Raw genomic sequence first — 15,794 nt, forward strand, 5'->3', positions numbered from 1 at the left:
CTCGTATGCCGGCTACGACCCTGTTTTCCTGTCCATCGCCCGCTCGGTGATCGGCGGCCTGTGCGTTCTTGTCTGGTGCCGCTGGCGCGGCATTGCGCTGTTCACGCCCGACAAGACCCTCGTCGCCGGCATTGTGGCGGGCGCGCTTTTCGGTCTCGAGTTCCTGTTCCTCTACGTCGGTCTCGAGCATACGACGGTTGTGCGCAACACCTTGCTGGTCAACACCATGCCGTTCTGGATGCTGGTCGGCGGCCATTTCCTGCTGGGCGAAAGCATCACGGCGCGCAAGCTCGTTGGGCTTCTGCTCGCTTTCGCCGGACTGGTCGCGGTGTTTTCCGATAAACTGAGCGCCAATGGCGGCGCAACATTGAGCGGCGATTTGCTCAGTCTCGGCGCCGGCATTCTGTGGGCCGTGACCAATATCGTCATCAAGCGGTCGAAGCTGGTGACGGCCAGCGCCGAAAAGCTGCTGCTCTATCAGCTGGCCGGGGCCGCCGTCGTCGGCATTTTGGTGATGCCTTTTGCCGGGCCGCCGGTCCGCAGCTTTACCGTTCTGCCGAGCTTGGCTCTGCTGTTCCAGGCCGTCTACGTCGTCGCGTTCACCTATGTGCTGTGGTTCTGGCTGCTGCGGCGCTACCCTGCATCCGGCTTGTCGAGCTTCACCTTCCTGTCGCCGGTGTTTGGTGTGCTGTGCGGCGCCGTGTTCTTGAACGAGCCGCTGCCCGTTCGTATCTTCCTGGCACTCGCCCTGATCGCCGCCGGACTCATCATCGTCAACCGGCCGGCCCGAAAACAAAGTCCCGGATGAGCATGCGCGATATATTGAACGACCTCGAAGCGGGAAAACAGCTCTCTGATCCGGACCCGGTGCGTCGCGCCCAGATCCAGATGAAGACGCCGCTGCCGAAGCGCTTCTACAAGACCGTCGCGGTAGCACCGGTCGAAGACGGTTTTGCCGTCCATCTCGATGGCAAGCCCGTCCGCACGCCGGCCAAGGCGCTGCTGGCGCTGCCGACCGAAAAGGCGGCTGCTCTCGTCGCCGAGGAATTCGCCGCACAGGAGGAGACCATCGACCCGGTGACAATGCCGGTGATGCGTCTGGTCAATACGGCAATCGATGGCGTCGCCAGTGATCCCCAGGCGGTGCTGGAGGACATCCTGCGCTTCGCCTCATCCGATCTGCTCTGCTACCGCGCCGATGCGCCCCAAGGGCTGGTCGACCGGCAGAACGAGCATTGGGATCCGGTCATCGACTGGGTGCGCAGCGCGCTCGGCGCCCGGTTCCGTCTTGCCGAAGGCGTGATCCATGTCGAACAGCCGCGCGAGACCATCGCGCTGCTTGGCCAGCATCTTGCCCAGCGTGCCGATCCGCTGCGCCTTGCCGCCATCCACGTCATGACGTCGCTGACCGGATCGGCGCTGCTGGCGCTGGCCGTCGACTTCGGCGAGCTCGATGGCGAGGCTGCCTGGGCTGCCGGTCATGTCGACGAGGACTGGCAGGCCGAGCAATGGGGCCATGATGCCGAGGCCGTCGCCCGCCGCGCTGCCCGCAAGCGCGACATGATGGCCGCAGTCAACCTGCTCGAAGCTCTCAAAGGCTGACGGCACCGTCGTTTCTATTTCGCACTGCACATTAGACCAAAGTCATAATCCCAAAGGCGGTCTGCCTCTGGGCATTGCTTTCTGTCATTTTTTGCACCGATGGCTGTACTGAGTCTGCGTTGCGAGGAAACGCGGACGATGACGCGCAGCATCGAGGACTGACGGAATCACGAATCACACGGGAGGATACACTCATGGCAATGGCATCGACCGCCGGCAAAACAAGCCGCGGCATGACGCGGGAGGAGAAGAAGGTCATCTTCGCCTCCTCGCTCGGCACCATTTTCGAATGGTACGATTTTTATCTCTATGGCACGCTGACAGCCGCGATCGGCGCAGCCTTCTTTACCCAGTACCCGGAAACGACGCGCAACATCTTTACGCTTTTGGCTTTTGCCGCAGGTTTCCTCGTACGCCCCTTCGGCGCGCTGGTATTCGGCCGCATCGGCGATCTCGTCGGCCGCAAGTACACCTTCCTCGTCACCATCATGATCATGGGCCTGTCGACCTTCCTGGTCGGCATACTTCCAGGCGCAGCCAGTTGGGGTATAGCGGCGCCGGTCATCCTGGTCGCACTTCGCATGCTGCAAGGCCTGGCGCTTGGCGGCGAATATGGCGGCGCCGCGACGTATGTCGCCGAACACGCTCCCGACGACCGTCGTGGCTTCTACACCTCATGGATCCAGACCACCGCAACGCTCGGCCTGTTCCTGTCGCTGATCGTGATTTTGATTGTACAGAATTCGCTGAGCAAGGAAGATTTCACGGCTTGGGGCTGGCGCATTCCATTCCTGGTTTCCGCGGCCCTGCTCGCCATCTCGGTTTGGATTCGCCTGTCGCTTGCCGAGTCTCCGACCTTCCAGCGCATGAAGGATGAGGGCAAAGGTTCCAAGGCGCCGCTTACCGAAGCCTTCGGTCAGTGGAAAAACGCCAAGATCGCGTTGCTGGCGCTGCTCGGCCTTACCGCCGGCCAGGCCGTAGTTTGGTACAACGGTCAGTTCTACGCGCTGTTCTTCCTGCAGAACGTGCTCAAGGTCGATCCGCAGTCGGTCAATATCATGATCGCGATCGCGCTGGCGCTCGGCACCATCTTCTTCGTCGTGTTCGGCTGGCTTTCCGACAAGATCGGCCGCAAACCGATCATCATGGCCGGCCTTGCACTGGCGATCGTCACCACCTTCCCCTTGTTCAAGGCGCTGACGAGGGCGGCCAACCCGGCGCTCGCCACCGCCCAGCAGAATACGCGCGCGACAGTAACTGCCGCACCTGGGGACTGCAGATTCCAGTTCAATCCGACCGGGACCCGCAAGCCTCTCACCTCGTGCGACATTGCCACGGATTTCCTTGCCAAGAGCTCCGTGCCTTACGACATTGTTGCGACCGCGGCACCTGGGACTGCGGCAAGCGTCAAGATCGGCAACGAAACCGTCACCTCCTATGATGCTGTGGCAGCCGCAGACAAGGCGACTTCAAATGAAACTGCGTTCAAGAAGGCAGTAAACCTCGCGCTGCAGGACGGCGGCTATCCACTGAAGCGTGCACCGGCCAAAGTATCTGACCAGAAGCTCGACGCCTTCGTCGCGGCCAATCCGGAGCTGAAACTCGATGCGGCAGCCATCCGCGCCGGCGACAAGGCGACGGTTCCGACCGAGCAGGCGATCAAGGACAAGCTGCTGACTGCCGACGACGCCGCCGGCTCGCCAGAGGTCGCCGTCTACACGATACCGGGCGCCGGCGCCTTTGCTATGTTCGCGGACCCGGCTGCGGTGAATTGGCCGATGACGATTGGCATCCTGTTCATTCTCGTCCTCTACGTGACAATGGTGTATGGGCCAATCGCCGCAATCCTGGTCGAGATGTTCCCGACCCGCATCCGTTACACCGGCATGTCGCTGCCCTATCACATCGGCAATGGCTGGTTCGGCGGCCTGCTGCCGGCGACGGTGTTCGCGCTCAGTGCCTACAAAGGCGACATCTACTACGGCCTCTGGTACCCGGTGGTGATCGCGGCGATGTCGCTGATCATCGGGATGATCTTTATCAGGGATACGCTCGGAACGGACCTGCACGCCAAGCAGTAGCCGGCCTGTCCCGGTTCAAAGCAAAGCCCGGCGCGAGTGATCACGCCGGGCTTTTTCATTTATCGAGTGCATGGAGGGGAAGGGCTTAGCTCTTCCGATCCTGGTTCGCTTCCTCGATCGCTGCTTCATGATACCAGGCACTTCCGAAATCCGTTCGGTTGCGCAAAGAAGCAAGTTCTGCCGCGAACTTAGCCTTTCCGCTTAAATTTGAGGCAGAAGCGCGCGCTGCCACCGGGAACATCAGGATTTTGGCCGACTGACGAGTGGAAGTGATTTCCATTGTCGGTTTCCTTTCTTCGACAGAACACTGCCGATTCAACCTTTCCCCAACATAGGTTCAGCAACCGAATTAGGCAACATGATTACGAAAAGATCAGTACTTGCACATGATTTGTGCAAGTTGTGCTTGTGGATGATCCGAACGCAGCATGACGGCGGACCAGCGATTTTGGGCGGATACAACCTCACTTTTTGCCGCATCCGTCGCCGGCGAGAATGGCACACGAATTGCATTTTAACAGTCCGGCAGGTCGGCTGCTGGATAGGCCGGCTCGCCCCGGCGCCATCCAGGGTTCGGTGATCAAGCAACGAGAGGCTAGAATGACGAAATACAAGCTCGAGTACATTTGGCTCGATGGATACACCCCGGTTCCCAATCTTCGCGGAAAGACGCAGGTCAAGGACTATGCCGAGTTTCCGACGCTCGACCAGCTTCCTCTGTGGGGCTTCGACGGTTCTTCGACCATGCAGGCCGAGGGCCACAGCTCCGACTGCGTTTTGAAGCCGGTCGCCGTCTATCCGGATCCCGCCCGCACCAATGGCGCGCTCGTCATGTGCGAGGTCATGATGCCGGACGGCGTGACGCCGCATGCGTCCAACAAGCGCGCCACCATTCTCGACGACGAGGGCGCCTGGTTCGGCTTCGAGCAGGAATATTTCTTCTACAAGGACGGCCGTCCTCTCGGCTTCCCCGAGAGTGGCTATCCGGCGCCGCAAGGCCCGTACTATACCGGCGTCGGCTACAGCAATGTCGGCTCCGTCGCCAGGCAGATCGTCGAGGAGCATCTCGACCTTTGCCTTGCCGCCGGCATCAATCATGAAGGCATCAATGCTGAGGTAGCCAAAGGCCAGTGGGAATTCCAGATCTTTGGCAAGGGCTCCAAGAAAGCCGCCGACCAGATGTGGATGGCGCGCTATTTGTTGCAGCGCCTGACCGAGAAGTACGGCATCGACATCGAATACCACTGCAAGCCGCTCGGTGACACCGATTGGAACGGCTCCGGCATGCATGCCAACTTCTCGACCGCCTATATGCGCGAAGTCGGCGGCAAGGGCTATTTCGAGGCGCTGATGGCAGCCTTCGACAAAAACCTGATGGATCACATCGCCGTCTATGGGCCGGACAACGACAAGCGTTTGACCGGCAAGCACGAGACCGCGCCCTGGAACAGGTTCAGCTACGGCATCGCCGATCGCGGCGCCTCGATCCGCGTGCCGCACTCCTTCATCAACAACGGCTACAAGGGCTATCTCGAGGATCGCCGTCCGAACTCGCAGGGCGACCCCTACCAGATCGCCTCGCAGATATTGAAGACGATCGCCTCCGTCCCGACGAGCGCCGAGGTTTCGGCCGCGGCTTGAGCACTTGTCACGGCGCAGACCTCAGGTCTGCGCCGTGACGTTCTGTCCAATCGCATCACAATAAAAAACCCCGGCGTCTTCGCCGGGGTTTTTTCTGTTGGCTGCAACGATCTGAATCAGACCGAATAATACATGTCGTATTCGACCGGATGCGGGGTCATTTCGAAGCGCATCACCTCGGCCATCTTGAGCTCGATGTAGCTGTCGATCTGGTCGTCGTCGAAGACGCCGCCGGCCTTCAGGAAGCCGCGGTCCTTGTCGAGGCTCTGCAGTGCCTCGCGCAGCGAGCCGCAGACGGTCGGGATCTTCTTCAATTCCTTCGGCGGCAGGTCGTAGAGATCCTTGTCCATCGGCTGTCCCGGGTGGATCTTGTTCTTGATGCCGTCGAGGCCGGCCATCAGCATGGCGGCGAAGGCGAGATAGGGGTTGGCGCCCGGATCGGGGAAGCGGACCTCGACGCGCTTGGATTTCGGCGACGAGCCGAACGGAATGCGGCACGAGGCCGAGCGGTTGCGTGCCGAATAGGCGAGCAGCACCGGCGCTTCATAGCCCGGCACCAGGCGCTTGTAGGAATTGGTCAGCGGGTTGGTGAAGGCGTTGATCGCCTTGGCATGCTTGATGATGCCACCGATGTAGAACAGGCAGCTCTCAGACAGGCCGGCATATTCGTTGCCGGCGAAGGTCGGCTTGCCTTCCTTCCAGATCGACTGGTGGACATGCATGCCCGAGCCGTTGTCGCCGAACACCGGCTTCGGCATGAAAGTGGCCGTCTTGCCGTATGCGTTGGCGACCTGGTGCACGACATATTTGTAGATCAGCATCTTGTCGGCGTTGCGGACCAGCGTGTCGAACTTGATGCCGAGCTCGTGCTGGGCGGCGGCCACTTCGTGATGGTGCTTTTCAACGCGCACGCCCATTTCGGCGAGCACGGTGAGCATTTCCGAGCGCATGTCCTGTGCCGAATCGATCGGCGGCACCGGGAAATAGCCGCCCTTGATGCGCGGCCGGTGACCGAGATTGCCGGTCTCGTAATCGGTGTCGTCATTGGACGGCAGTTCGGTGGAATCCAGCCTGAAGCCGGTGTTGTAGGGATCGGCCTTGTACTTGACGTCGTCGAACACGAAGAACTCGGCTTCAGGACCGACGAAGATCTGGTCGCCGATGCCTTCGGCCTTCATATAGGCCTCGGCCTTCTTGGCGGTGCCGCGCGGGTCGCGGTTGTAGGATTCGCCCGAGATCGGATCGAGAATGTCGCACAGGATGACCATGGTCGACTGGGCGAAGAACGGGTCCATATGCACCGTATCCGCATCGGGCATCAGCACCATGTCGGACTCGTTGATTGCCTTCCAGCCGGCGATCGACGAACCGTCGAACATGACGCCATCGGCAAACATGTCTTCCTCGACCTCGACGACATCCATCGTAACGTGCTGCAGTTTGCCCTTCGGATCGGTGAAGCGCAGATCGACGAACTTCACGTCGTTGTCCTTGATCTGCTTCATGATGTCTTTGGCTGTCGTCATGTCCCTGCTTCCCTATGTGATGACGTTTTGAACGTGGCCTTTTAACGGGAAAACTCAGACGGCGTCCATGCCGGTTTCGCCGGTGCGGATGCGCACCACTTCCTCGATGTTCGAGACGAAGATCTTGCCGTCGCCGATACGGCCGGTCTGGGCCGCCTTGCGGATGGCTTCGATCGCGGCTTCGACTGCATCGTCGCCGAGCACGACCTCGATTTTCACCTTCGGCAGGAAGTCGACGACATATTCGGCGCCGCGATAAAGCTCGGTATGGCCCTTCTGGCGGCCAAACCCTTTGGCCTCGGTAACGGTGATACCTTGCAGGCCGGCCTCCTGAAGCGCTTCCTTCACTTCGTCTAGCTTGAATGGCTTGATGATCGCTTCGATCTTTTTCATGTAAAAAGTGGCCTCCACTGCCAAAAAAGACGGGTTGTGAGCCCCGCTTGCGCCTCAATCAAGCACAAACTGTGCCAACTGATGGGGCGCCGAGCGGCCTCACATCATTTGGATACCATGCTACGCGGGAATGTACATTCGCGTCATTCACTGCGTCGGATGCGCCATGAACGCCGCGAGCCTATACACGGCTGGTCCTGCAGTCCGCACAAAAATTGGGCATATCGGATATTTCATGAGCAGCTGCGGACCTGCGACTCGTCGCTCCGGGCATCGCCGGTGTGTTTCACAACCTTCGTAGTTTGCGTCGGATCAAAAACTGGACAATGCTTCGGCAGATGATGTGCATGTCGCCCGCATGAGCAACGAACTTCTTTCTCCGTCCGAAATGGCCGAGGCCGACCGGCTGGCGATCGCCGCCGGTCCGTTCGACGGCATCGGCCTGATGCGCAACGCCGGCGCCGCGGTTGCTGCCGTAGTGCTGAAGCGCTATCCAGCGGCGAGCCGCGTCCATGTGCTCTGTGGCCCCGGCAACAATGGTGGCGATGGCTACGTCGTGGCACGGTTGCTGGCCGAGGCTGGCGTCAATGTCGCGGTCTGGGCCGAAGGCAAGCAGAAACCGGGGAGCGATGCCGCGCTGGCTGCCGAGGCTTGCAACCTGCCGGTCAACCATCTCGGCCACTGTTATCCGGAAGCGGGAGAAGTCGTCGTGGACGCGCTCTATGGCGCGGGACTGTCGAAAGACATTTCCATGCAAGCGTCAGCCGTCTCCGGCCTTAGTAGCGCGGAACGCGTGCCGGTGGTTTCGATCGACCTACCTTCGGGTGTGTCGGGCGAAACCGGGTTGACCAATGCTTATTTCGAGGCCGAGGTGACGGTAACGTTCGTGCGAAAAAAGGTCGGCCATCTGCTGATGCCCGGACGCAGCCTGTGCGGCGAGATCATCGTCGCTGACATCGGCATTCCAGATGCGATCGTCGACCAGCTCAAGATCAAGACGTTTGAGAACACGCCGGACCTGTGGCTGCGATGGAATTTTCCGCGAACGGCCATCGATACGCACAAATACAAGCGCGGCCATGTCGCGGTCTTTTCCGGCGGACCGAGCGCCACAGGTGCCGCCCGGCTGTCTGCGATGGCCGCTGCCAGAAGCGGGGCGGGGGCAGTGACCGTGCTTTCGCCTGGCGATGCCATGCAGGTGAACGCCGCGCATCTGACCTCGATCATGTTGCGAAAGGTCGACACCGTCGCGGAGGTGGGCGAATTCATCGGCGAACGGCAGCCGTTGGCCATCGTTCTTGGTCCAGGGTTCGGCGTTGGCGACAAAGCCCGCGATTTTGCATTGCGGTTGCTCAGCCGGGACCCTCTCCACGATATCAAACACGGGATCGAATTTGGAGGCGTTGTGCTTGATGCCGATGGCCTGACTTCGTTTCGCGACGCTCCAGACGCCCTTTTTGAAGCCGCACATCGAACCTTCGCACCAAGTCTGGTGCTGACGCCGCATGAAGGCGAATTCGCCAGGCTTTTTCCCGACATTGCCAGATCGAAGAAGCAGTCAAAGCTCGCCAAGGCCGGCGCCGCCTCAGCGCGTGCCAATTCAGTCATTGTCTACAAGGGCGCCGACACGGTGATCGCGGCGCCCGACGGCAGGGTTGCGATCAACAGCAATGGCGCGCCGTGGCTGGCAACGGCCGGGTCGGGGGATGTGCTGGCGGGCATCGTTGCCGCGCTGCTGGCGCAAGGCATGCGAGCCTTCCAGGCTGCCTGCGCTGCGGTCTGGATCCACGCCGAGGCCGGCCGCCGTTTCGGGCCTGGCTTGATCGCCGAGGATCTGCCGATGGCGTTGGTGCCGGTGTTGCGTGAATTGGTCGAACGCCAACAGGACCTTCTATGAGACGTCTTGCTGTCTTTTTCATCACGCTCGTCATGGCCGCATTGGCGACACAGTCGGCGAATGCCGCTGAGCAGCCGGTGACCATCGTCGACGACCCGGCCGTTCTCGCCGCCCTCGATAGCGAGGGTTACGGTTTCGCCGGCATTTTCGGCGTCGATGGCAAGGGCGACCTGAAGACGCTCTACGAGAAGGCGCCGGCCTACCACGCGATCGTCGAAACGGTTGCAAGCGACGTCGCGGCGCTGCGGGCCGAGATGAAGGCCGGCGGGCGGACGCTCTATGAGGTCACCGACGGCAATGTCGGCCGCATCATGGACATGCGCTGGCTGAAGACCGACGCCGCACGCTTCCGCCTCGTCGGCGTGGTCAACCGGCTCGACCGCGGCGATTTCGCCGCGCTGACGGGCGACACCAGTTGCGGCGAGGTGCGTTTCATCTATCGCCTCGCCTACAGCTTCAAGAAGAACGGCAAGGTTTTGGCCTCGCGCCTGCCGTTCAATTTCAGTGCCGTCTTCAATGTCGCGCCCGATGCCGATGGTGGCTGCGTCGGCGTTGCCGGACGCTGGGCGCCGCAACTCGACGAAAGCGTCGATGCCGGTTGGCTGACCGGCGGCCCGCTGGAAAGGGCGGCGCTCACCTTCAAGCAGCTCGAGCTCAATGCGCAAGTGGTGCGCTTCCCCTCCGGCCAGGAGACCGAATTCGGTGGCCAGGCGGCCTACTTCATGCGGATATTCGGCATCGATGGCTCGGCTGTCAGCGAGAAGCCGCTGGAGAATACGCCCGACACGGCACGCCTTGCTGAAGACGCCGGCTTAAAAGCAAAACTTGCGGAATACATCCGCACAGATGTTGCGGCGGTCGATCTCGGCGTCTACCAGATTCCGGACCAATTCCTGGCGAAGAAGGTCATCTCATGGTCGACCTTCGGCAGCGCAAGGCAGGCCAACCACCCGTTCACGCCGCTGTTCCAATCCGCGGATTTCGCCGGCCTCGATTTTTCTGCGCTGAAGTTGGTGCGAACGCCGGAGGCGCTGGTCGAGCGTCTGGACAACGGCGCCTGCCAGGGCTGCCATCAGGCGGGATCGACCGCCGGCTTCCATTTCATCGGTTTCGATGACAAGACGACCTCGCCGCTCAACCGCATCGAAGTTGGCATCTCACCGCATCTTCACGCCGACATCCCCCGCCGCGAAGCGTGGCTGCGCGCGACTGCCGAGGGCAAGGAGCCGAACCGTTTCCGCCCGCTGTCCTTCGCGCCGCCGGCCACATGGAACGATGCCGGCGAGGTCGACTACGCGCCGGCCGAGATGGCGATGCCGTGCCTGATGCCGGAGGATGCGGCCCGCTTCGGCGCAACCTGGCAATGCGGCGGCGGTACCGTCTGCACGCCACTGGCGATCGTGTCCGGCGTGCGCACCAAGCTGGCGCAATGCCTGCTGCCCAAGGACAGCCCCAAGGACAGCAAAGCCATGTTCTCCGGCCATCCGTGCCTGACCGGCTCGATCGCCAGCAACGCCGCGCAGCCTTTCAATGACCGCTACACCATCACCGGCCAGTTCGCGGCTTTCGCGCCGGGCATTTCACGCATCGCCTACACCTGCCGGCCGCCGAAGATCGGCGTGCCGGCGGGCATTGCCTATCGCGGCTGCGACGACCGGGATCACAGCTTTGCCGCCTTCAAACCGGGCAAGTCGATGCCGAACGAGATTTGCGGGCTGGTTGGCGGCAAAAAATTCGACACCTGCGTAGCGACCAATAATTTCGACCAGTGCCTGGGCGGCGCCGTCAATCGCGGCAACAGGCCTGCCTGCTCCGCCGACCATTTTTGCCGCGAGGATTACATGTGCCAATCGCTGCCGCCCGACACGCCGGGCATCGGCAAGGTGAGAGGCATCGGCTTCTGTTCGCCAACCTATTTTATCTTCCAGATGCGCATCGACAATCATGCGACGCCGTGGTCGGGCGCTGTCCGCGCGACGATGGGAGCGGGGTTCGGCGCGGCGGAAGCGGAATAGGCCGCCGGCTCACGCATTAGCAGCAGTGGATCCTGGTGGGCAGCTATCGATCGAGATGGTCGGCGATGTTCGATGTCCATTCGCCGTCGAAATGGCGGACATGTTCGGCGACGACCTCATCGCTCAGCAGGCTCGACAAGGCAGAAACCAGAACTGGTTCTATCTCTGGAGCCGAGTTAAATCCAAGAGCAGTCAAACGTTCGGACCAGGGCGGATGATCCGCGCTTTCGTTATCTGGCGCGTCCCAGGCCTTTTGCGCATATTCTTGCAGGATGGGAAGCCTCGACAGGTGACTGGCGGCCGCCAGAACTCTTTCGAGTGGTGGACGAGGCGGTACCATGGTGCCAAGCAGTTCACGTTTAAGCGGAATATACACTTGGTCATCGAAGAACGCACTGGCAGCACCGATCAGTAGCAGGGCGCGCGCCGTTTCATATGCATCGCCGGACGTCGCTGCATGGCGATCTGCGTCAATTTCCGCCCGTCGCGACAACCGTATTTCTTCGCGCTCCAGAGTGCGCGACAGCGGACCAAGCATCCAGTAGAACAGGCTGCCTGAAACGGTTTTCCCTGGAGGAGCGAAGTCGAAGATTAGATCGAAGCTTTTCTCGAGTTCGGCCAGGTTGAGACCGCCATTTGTATCTTTGTTTTTCAGATGGGCGTCCTCATGAGCCAAGATCGCCGCAAATGCCTTTTTGTCGGTCGCTGCGAGCAGCGGCAGGCCCACGGTGAGAATTGCCCTGCGACCAAGCAGGCCCAGAAACGGCCGCTCTTCACCGATGCTAGCGTTGAGATCGTCGCTCAGCACGATCGTCGTCCGGCTGGCGCGGTGTTTGCCAGCAATACTCTCCCAGACAGCCCACAATTTCGGGGCTGATTCCCAAGTAATCCCGTCCACCTTGCTGGGTCGAAAACCGGCGAACAATGTCCCAATCAACAGAACGATGGCCAGCATCGCGGCCGGGATTGCAACAACGCCAGTCGCGATGACAGCGAGCGGATAGCAATCGAGGAACCAGAACCACAGGAGTATTGGGCAAAACAGCGGCAGAGCGAAGAGCAGGATGGCAAACCTGCCGAAACGCGCTCCCACACAGAGGACCAGGCGCGACATCAACCCCTCTCACAGCGGAATATTATCGTGCTTCTTCCAGGGGTTTTGCATATCCTTGTTGCGCAGCATCCTGAGCGCGCGGGCGATGCGGCGGCGGGTCGAATGCGGCATGATAACCTCGTCGACATAGCCACGCTCGGCGGCAACGAAGGGTGACAGGAAGCGATCCTCGTAAGCTTTTGTGTGCGCTGCAATTTTCTCCGCGTCGCCGATATCCTTGCGATAGATGATCTCGACTGCGCCCCTGGCGCCCATCACCGCAATCTGCGCCGTTGGCCAGGCATAGTTCATGTCGCCGCGCAAATGCTTTGACGCCATAACGTCATAGGCGCCGCCATAGGCCTTTCTGGTGATGACGGTTATTTTCGGCACGGTCGCTTCGGCATAGGCGAACAGAAGCTTGGCGCCGTGCTTGATCAACCCGCCATATTCCTGCGCGGTGCCTGGCAGGAAGCCCGGCACGTCGACGAAGGTGACGATCGGGATCGAGAAGCAGTCGCAGAAGCGCACGAAACGCGCCGCCTTGCGGCTGGCATCCGAATCGAGCACGCCGGCCAGCACCATCGGCTGGTTGGCGACGAAGCCGACGGTGCGGCCCTCGATACGGCCGAAGCCGGTGACGATGTTTTTCGCAAAATTCTGCTGGATCTCGAAGAAGTCACCCTCGTCGGCAACTTTAAGGATCAACTCTTTGATGTCGTAGGGTTTGTTGGCATTGTCGGGGATCAGCCTGTCGAGCGACAGATCGTGATCGGTGACCGACTGGTAGCATTCGATCTCGGGAATTTCCGCCGTGTTGGAGGCGGGCAGCAGATCGACCAGCCGGCGCATCTGCAGCAACGCCTCGACGTCATTGTCGTAGGCTCCGTCGGCGATCGAGGACTTCGTCGTGTGGACGGAAGCGCCGCCGAGGCTTTCGGCGGTGACCGTCTCGTTGGTGACGGTCTTCACCACATCCGGCCCGGTGACGAACATGTAGGAGGTGTCGCGAACCATGAAGATGAAGTCGGTCATCGCCGGCGAATAGACGTCGCCGCCAGCACAAGGGCCCATGATCAGCGAAATCTGTGGGATGACGCCGGAGGCTAGAACATTGCGCTGGAAGATCTCGGCATAGCCGCCGAGCGCCGCCACGCCTTCCTGGATGCGGGCGCCGCCGGCGTCGTAAAGGCCGATGATCGGCGCGCGGTTGCGTAGCGCCATCTCCTGCACCTTGACCACCTTTTCGGCATGCGCCTCGGACAGCGAGCCGCCGAACACGGTAAAGTCCTTTGCAAAGAGGTACACTGGCCGGCCATTTACGGTGCCCCAGCCGGTGACGACGCCATCGCCGGCGATCTTGGTCTTCTCCATGCCGAAGTCGGTCGAGCGGTGCTCGACAAACATATCGAACTCCTCGAACGAGCCCTCGTCGAGAAAAACGTCTATGCGTTCGCGGGCGATCAGCTTGCCCTTCTTGTGCTGGGCGTCGATGCGGGCCTGGCCGCCGCCCATGCGGGCGATCTCGCGGCGGCGCTCGAGTTCCTTCAGCACGTCCTTCATGACCGGTCCCCGAAACGGAAAGCTGGATTGTGGTAATCATGCCCGCGAGAGAGCGCAAGCGCCGCTTCCTCTTGGCTTTGCTGCGCTGCAGCATCAGGCCCCTTGCATTTCGATGCGAACTGGGCCATATGCGGCGGCATAGGCGCTTGGGCCGGGATAAATCCGGCCTTCTCGACGAATGAGACTGGTTGCGTCTGTTTTCCCTCTTCCCGGCATATCGGCAAGGTGGCGAAAAAGCCCCGTGGCATGATGCCTGCGGGCACGACAGCGCAGCCGTGTGGACAATAGCGTCCGCCCGCCTTGTCGTTTCATGACAATTTTCGACGGCAGGTTGCGCCCTGCCGCCATTTATGTTTGCGGCCAGGAGCCGCATGAAAGAAGAATATTTTGACCAATGAAAACACTTTGACCGGTAAGGACACTGGGGAACTGAACGGTTTCGCCGCACTTGGAATTACCGGCGCACTGCTCAAGGCCACCAATGCCGCCGGCTTTACCGATCCGAAGCCGATCCAGGCCCAGGCGATCCCGCCGCAGCTCGAAGGCCGCGACATTTTCGGCATCGCCCAGACCGGCTCAGGCAAGACCGCGGCGTTCGCGCTGCCGATCCTGTCGAAGATCATCGCACTTGGCACCAAGCGCCGGCCGAAGACGGCCCGCGCGCTGATCTTGGCGCCGACGCGCGAACTCGCGGTGCAGATCGAGGAGATGATCAAGCTGCTCGCCAAGGGCGCGCATGTCTCGACCGCGCTGGTGCTTGGCGGCGTCTCGCGCTTCAGCCAGGTGAAGAAGGTTGCCCCTGGCGTCGACATCCTGATCGCAACCCCCGGCCGGTTGACAGACCTGGTGCGTGAAGGCGATCTCGTGCTTGCCGACACCAAATGGCTGGTGCTCGACGAAGGCGACCGCATGCTCGACATGGGCTTCATCAACGACGTCAAGCGCATCGCCAGGGCGACGGCGCCGGACCGTCAGACGGTGCTGTTCTCGGCAACCATGCCGGCCGAAATCGCCGAACTGGCGAAAGGCCTGCTGAAGAACCCAATTCGCGTCGAAGTCGCTCCTCACAGCACCGCGGCCGCCGAGATCGTACAGGGTGTCGTCTTTGCCCGCACCAAGCAGAAGCGCCAGGTGCTGGCCAACATGCTTGCCGATGAGGCGATGAAGTCGGTCATCATCTTCTCGCGCACCAAGCATGGCGCCGACAGGGTGACCAAGGATCTCGAGCGCGACGGCTTCAAGGCCGCCGTCATCCACGGCAACAAGTCGCAGAATGCCCGTCAGAAGGCGCTCAACGATTTCCGTGAGGGTTCGGTGCGCATTCTCGTGGCGACCGACATTGCGGCACGCGGCATCGACGTGCCCGGCATCAGCCATGTGGTGAATTTCGACCTGCCGGACGAGGCAGAGAGCTATGTCCACCGCATCGGCCGCACTGGCCGCAACGGCATGGACGGCATCGCCATCACGCTCTGCGACCCATCCGAAAACAGCAAGCTGCGCCAGGTCGAGCGCATCATCCGCACTAAGCTGCCGATCGTTGCCGACCATCTCGGCAGCCCCGATCCGCAGCGCAATCCCGCCGAGAAGAACGAGCGCAGCTTCGAACCGGCCAATGATCGCAACGACCACAATGGCCGCCGCGACGGCAGGCGGCCCGGCGGCGCAAACAACGGCTTCGGCAAGAAGCGGTTCGGCGACAAGCCGGCCTTTGCGGGCGAGCGCAAGCCGGAAGGCGCCAAGCCCTTCAAGGGCAACAACAAGCGCCGCTTCGGCGGCAAGCGGCCAGCAGCGCGGGCCGCATAATCTGACCGTGTTGCGGTCGGCCAAGCCTGGCTTGGTCATTCACGATTGAAAAGGGGGCCCCGGGGCGGGCGGCGCTGGGCCCCCTGGGTGCTGGCGGTGGGTGAGAGGACCACCGGTGGGGGTATAAAAAAAGACGCGCGCCGCCCCGCGTGTGGGTGTTTTGAGCGGGGTCGGCGG

At 61.4% G+C, this 15,794-nt stretch carries 12 protein-coding genes; 7 read left to right on the forward strand and 5 right to left on the reverse strand.

Features of this window, described 5'->3' with window-relative positions; genetic code table 11:
* The 3 genes from NKH70_RS34525 to NKH70_RS34535 form a co-directional block, all read left to right on the forward strand.
* A partial coding sequence (locus tag NKH70_RS34525) for a DMT family transporter (RefSeq protein ID WP_352980067.1) occupies positions 1-808 on the forward strand: 808 nt, incomplete at its 5' end.
* 2 nt (positions 809-810) lie between these two features.
* A complete protein-coding gene (locus tag NKH70_RS34530; protein ID WP_352914669.1) occupies positions 811-1,602 on the forward strand; it encodes an ATP12 family chaperone protein in 792 nt (263 codons plus the stop codon).
* Positions 1,603-1,796: 194 nt separating this feature from the next.
* The gene (locus tag NKH70_RS34535; protein ID WP_292660392.1) at positions 1,797-3,683 is read left to right on the forward strand and encodes an MFS transporter; all 1,887 of its coding nucleotides are present in this window, start codon (positions 1,797-1,799) and stop codon (positions 3,681-3,683) included.
* Positions 3,684-3,768: 85 nt separating this feature from the next.
* On the opposite strand, the gene NKH70_RS34540 is transcribed toward NKH70_RS34535, so the two are convergent.
* Complete coding sequence (locus NKH70_RS34540) at positions 3,769-3,963, reverse strand: DUF2735 domain-containing protein (protein ID WP_352451032.1); 195 nt, start codon at positions 3,961-3,963, stop codon at positions 3,769-3,771.
* A gap of 320 nt (positions 3,964-4,283) precedes the next feature.
* Here NKH70_RS34540 and NKH70_RS34545 point away from each other — a divergent pair, with 320 nt between their 5' ends.
* Positions 4,284-5,324, forward strand: coding sequence for a glutamine synthetase beta-grasp domain-containing protein (locus tag NKH70_RS34545; protein ID WP_254817165.1), 1,041 nt, complete (start codon positions 4,284-4,286; stop codon positions 5,322-5,324).
* Between the two features lie 116 nt (positions 5,325-5,440).
* Here NKH70_RS34545 and glnA read toward each other — a convergent pair whose 3' ends face one another.
* Complete coding sequence (gene glnA / locus NKH70_RS34550; protein WP_254817166.1) at positions 5,441-6,850, reverse strand: type I glutamate--ammonia ligase; 1,410 nt, start codon at positions 6,848-6,850, stop codon at positions 5,441-5,443.
* A 54-nt stretch (positions 6,851-6,904) separates the two neighbouring features.
* Complete coding sequence (locus tag NKH70_RS34555; RefSeq protein ID WP_019857988.1) at positions 6,905-7,243, reverse strand: P-II family nitrogen regulator; 339 nt, start codon at positions 7,241-7,243, stop codon at positions 6,905-6,907.
* 358 nt (positions 7,244-7,601) lie between these two features.
* Between NKH70_RS34555 and NKH70_RS34560 the strand changes: the two genes are divergently transcribed.
* A complete protein-coding gene (locus NKH70_RS34560; RefSeq protein ID WP_352721970.1) occupies positions 7,602-9,140 on the forward strand; it encodes an NAD(P)H-hydrate dehydratase in 1,539 nt (512 codons plus the stop codon).
* Complete coding sequence (locus NKH70_RS34565; RefSeq protein WP_352980063.1) at positions 9,137-11,155, forward strand: hypothetical protein; 2,019 nt, start codon at positions 9,137-9,139, stop codon at positions 11,153-11,155. Before NKH70_RS34560 ends, NKH70_RS34565 begins: the two co-directional genes overlap by 4 nt.
* A 43-nt stretch (positions 11,156-11,198) precedes the next feature.
* Here NKH70_RS34565 and NKH70_RS34570 read toward each other — a convergent pair whose 3' ends face one another.
* Positions 11,199-12,269: a M48 family metallopeptidase gene (locus tag NKH70_RS34570; RefSeq protein ID WP_352721966.1), complete on the reverse strand. Its 1,071-nt coding sequence runs from the start codon at positions 12,267-12,269 to the stop codon at positions 11,199-11,201.
* A 9-nt stretch (positions 12,270-12,278) separates the two neighbouring features.
* Positions 12,279-13,811, reverse strand: a complete 1,533-nt coding sequence (locus NKH70_RS34575; protein WP_352721964.1) for an acyl-CoA carboxylase subunit beta — start codon at positions 13,809-13,811, stop codon at positions 12,279-12,281.
* 387 nt (positions 13,812-14,198) lie between these two features.
* Between NKH70_RS34575 and NKH70_RS34580 the strand changes: the two genes are divergently transcribed.
* The gene (locus NKH70_RS34580; protein ID WP_352721963.1) at positions 14,199-15,617 is read left to right on the forward strand and encodes a DEAD/DEAH box helicase; all 1,419 of its coding nucleotides are present in this window, start codon (positions 14,199-14,201) and stop codon (positions 15,615-15,617) included.
* The last annotated feature ends 177 nt before the right edge of the window (positions 15,618-15,794 follow it).

Source organism: Mesorhizobium sp. M0991 (assembly GCF_040318915.1).
Classification (GTDB): domain Bacteria; phylum Pseudomonadota; class Alphaproteobacteria; order Rhizobiales; family Rhizobiaceae; genus Mesorhizobium.

Excerpts from the sequence above, each read along its gene's own strand:
- NKH70_RS34530 (WP_352914669.1), top strand. The coding sequence starts at position 811 with ATGCGCGATATATTGAACGACCTCGAAGCGGGAAAACAGCTCTCTGAT.
- NKH70_RS34535 (WP_292660392.1), top strand. The coding sequence starts at position 1,797 with ATGGCAATGGCATCGACCGCCGGCAAAACAAGCCGCGGCATGACGCGG.
- NKH70_RS34540 (WP_352451032.1), bottom strand. The coding sequence starts at position 3,963 with ATGGAAATCACTTCCACTCGTCAGTCGGCCAAAATCCTGATGTTCCCG.
- NKH70_RS34545 (WP_254817165.1), top strand. The coding sequence starts at position 4,284 with ATGACGAAATACAAGCTCGAGTACATTTGGCTCGATGGATACACCCCG.
- glnA (WP_254817166.1), bottom strand. The coding sequence starts at position 6,850 with ATGACGACAGCCAAAGACATCATGAAGCAGATCAAGGACAACGACGTG.
- NKH70_RS34555 (WP_019857988.1), bottom strand. The coding sequence starts at position 7,243 with ATGAAAAAGATCGAAGCGATCATCAAGCCATTCAAGCTAGACGAAGTG.
- NKH70_RS34560 (WP_352721970.1), top strand. The coding sequence starts at position 7,602 with ATGAGCAACGAACTTCTTTCTCCGTCCGAAATGGCCGAGGCCGACCGG.
- NKH70_RS34565 (WP_352980063.1), top strand. The coding sequence starts at position 9,137 with ATGAGACGTCTTGCTGTCTTTTTCATCACGCTCGTCATGGCCGCATTG.
- NKH70_RS34570 (WP_352721966.1), bottom strand. The coding sequence starts at position 12,269 with ATGTCGCGCCTGGTCCTCTGTGTGGGAGCGCGTTTCGGCAGGTTTGCC.
- NKH70_RS34575 (WP_352721964.1), bottom strand. The coding sequence starts at position 13,811 with ATGAAGGACGTGCTGAAGGAACTCGAGCGCCGCCGCGAGATCGCCCGC.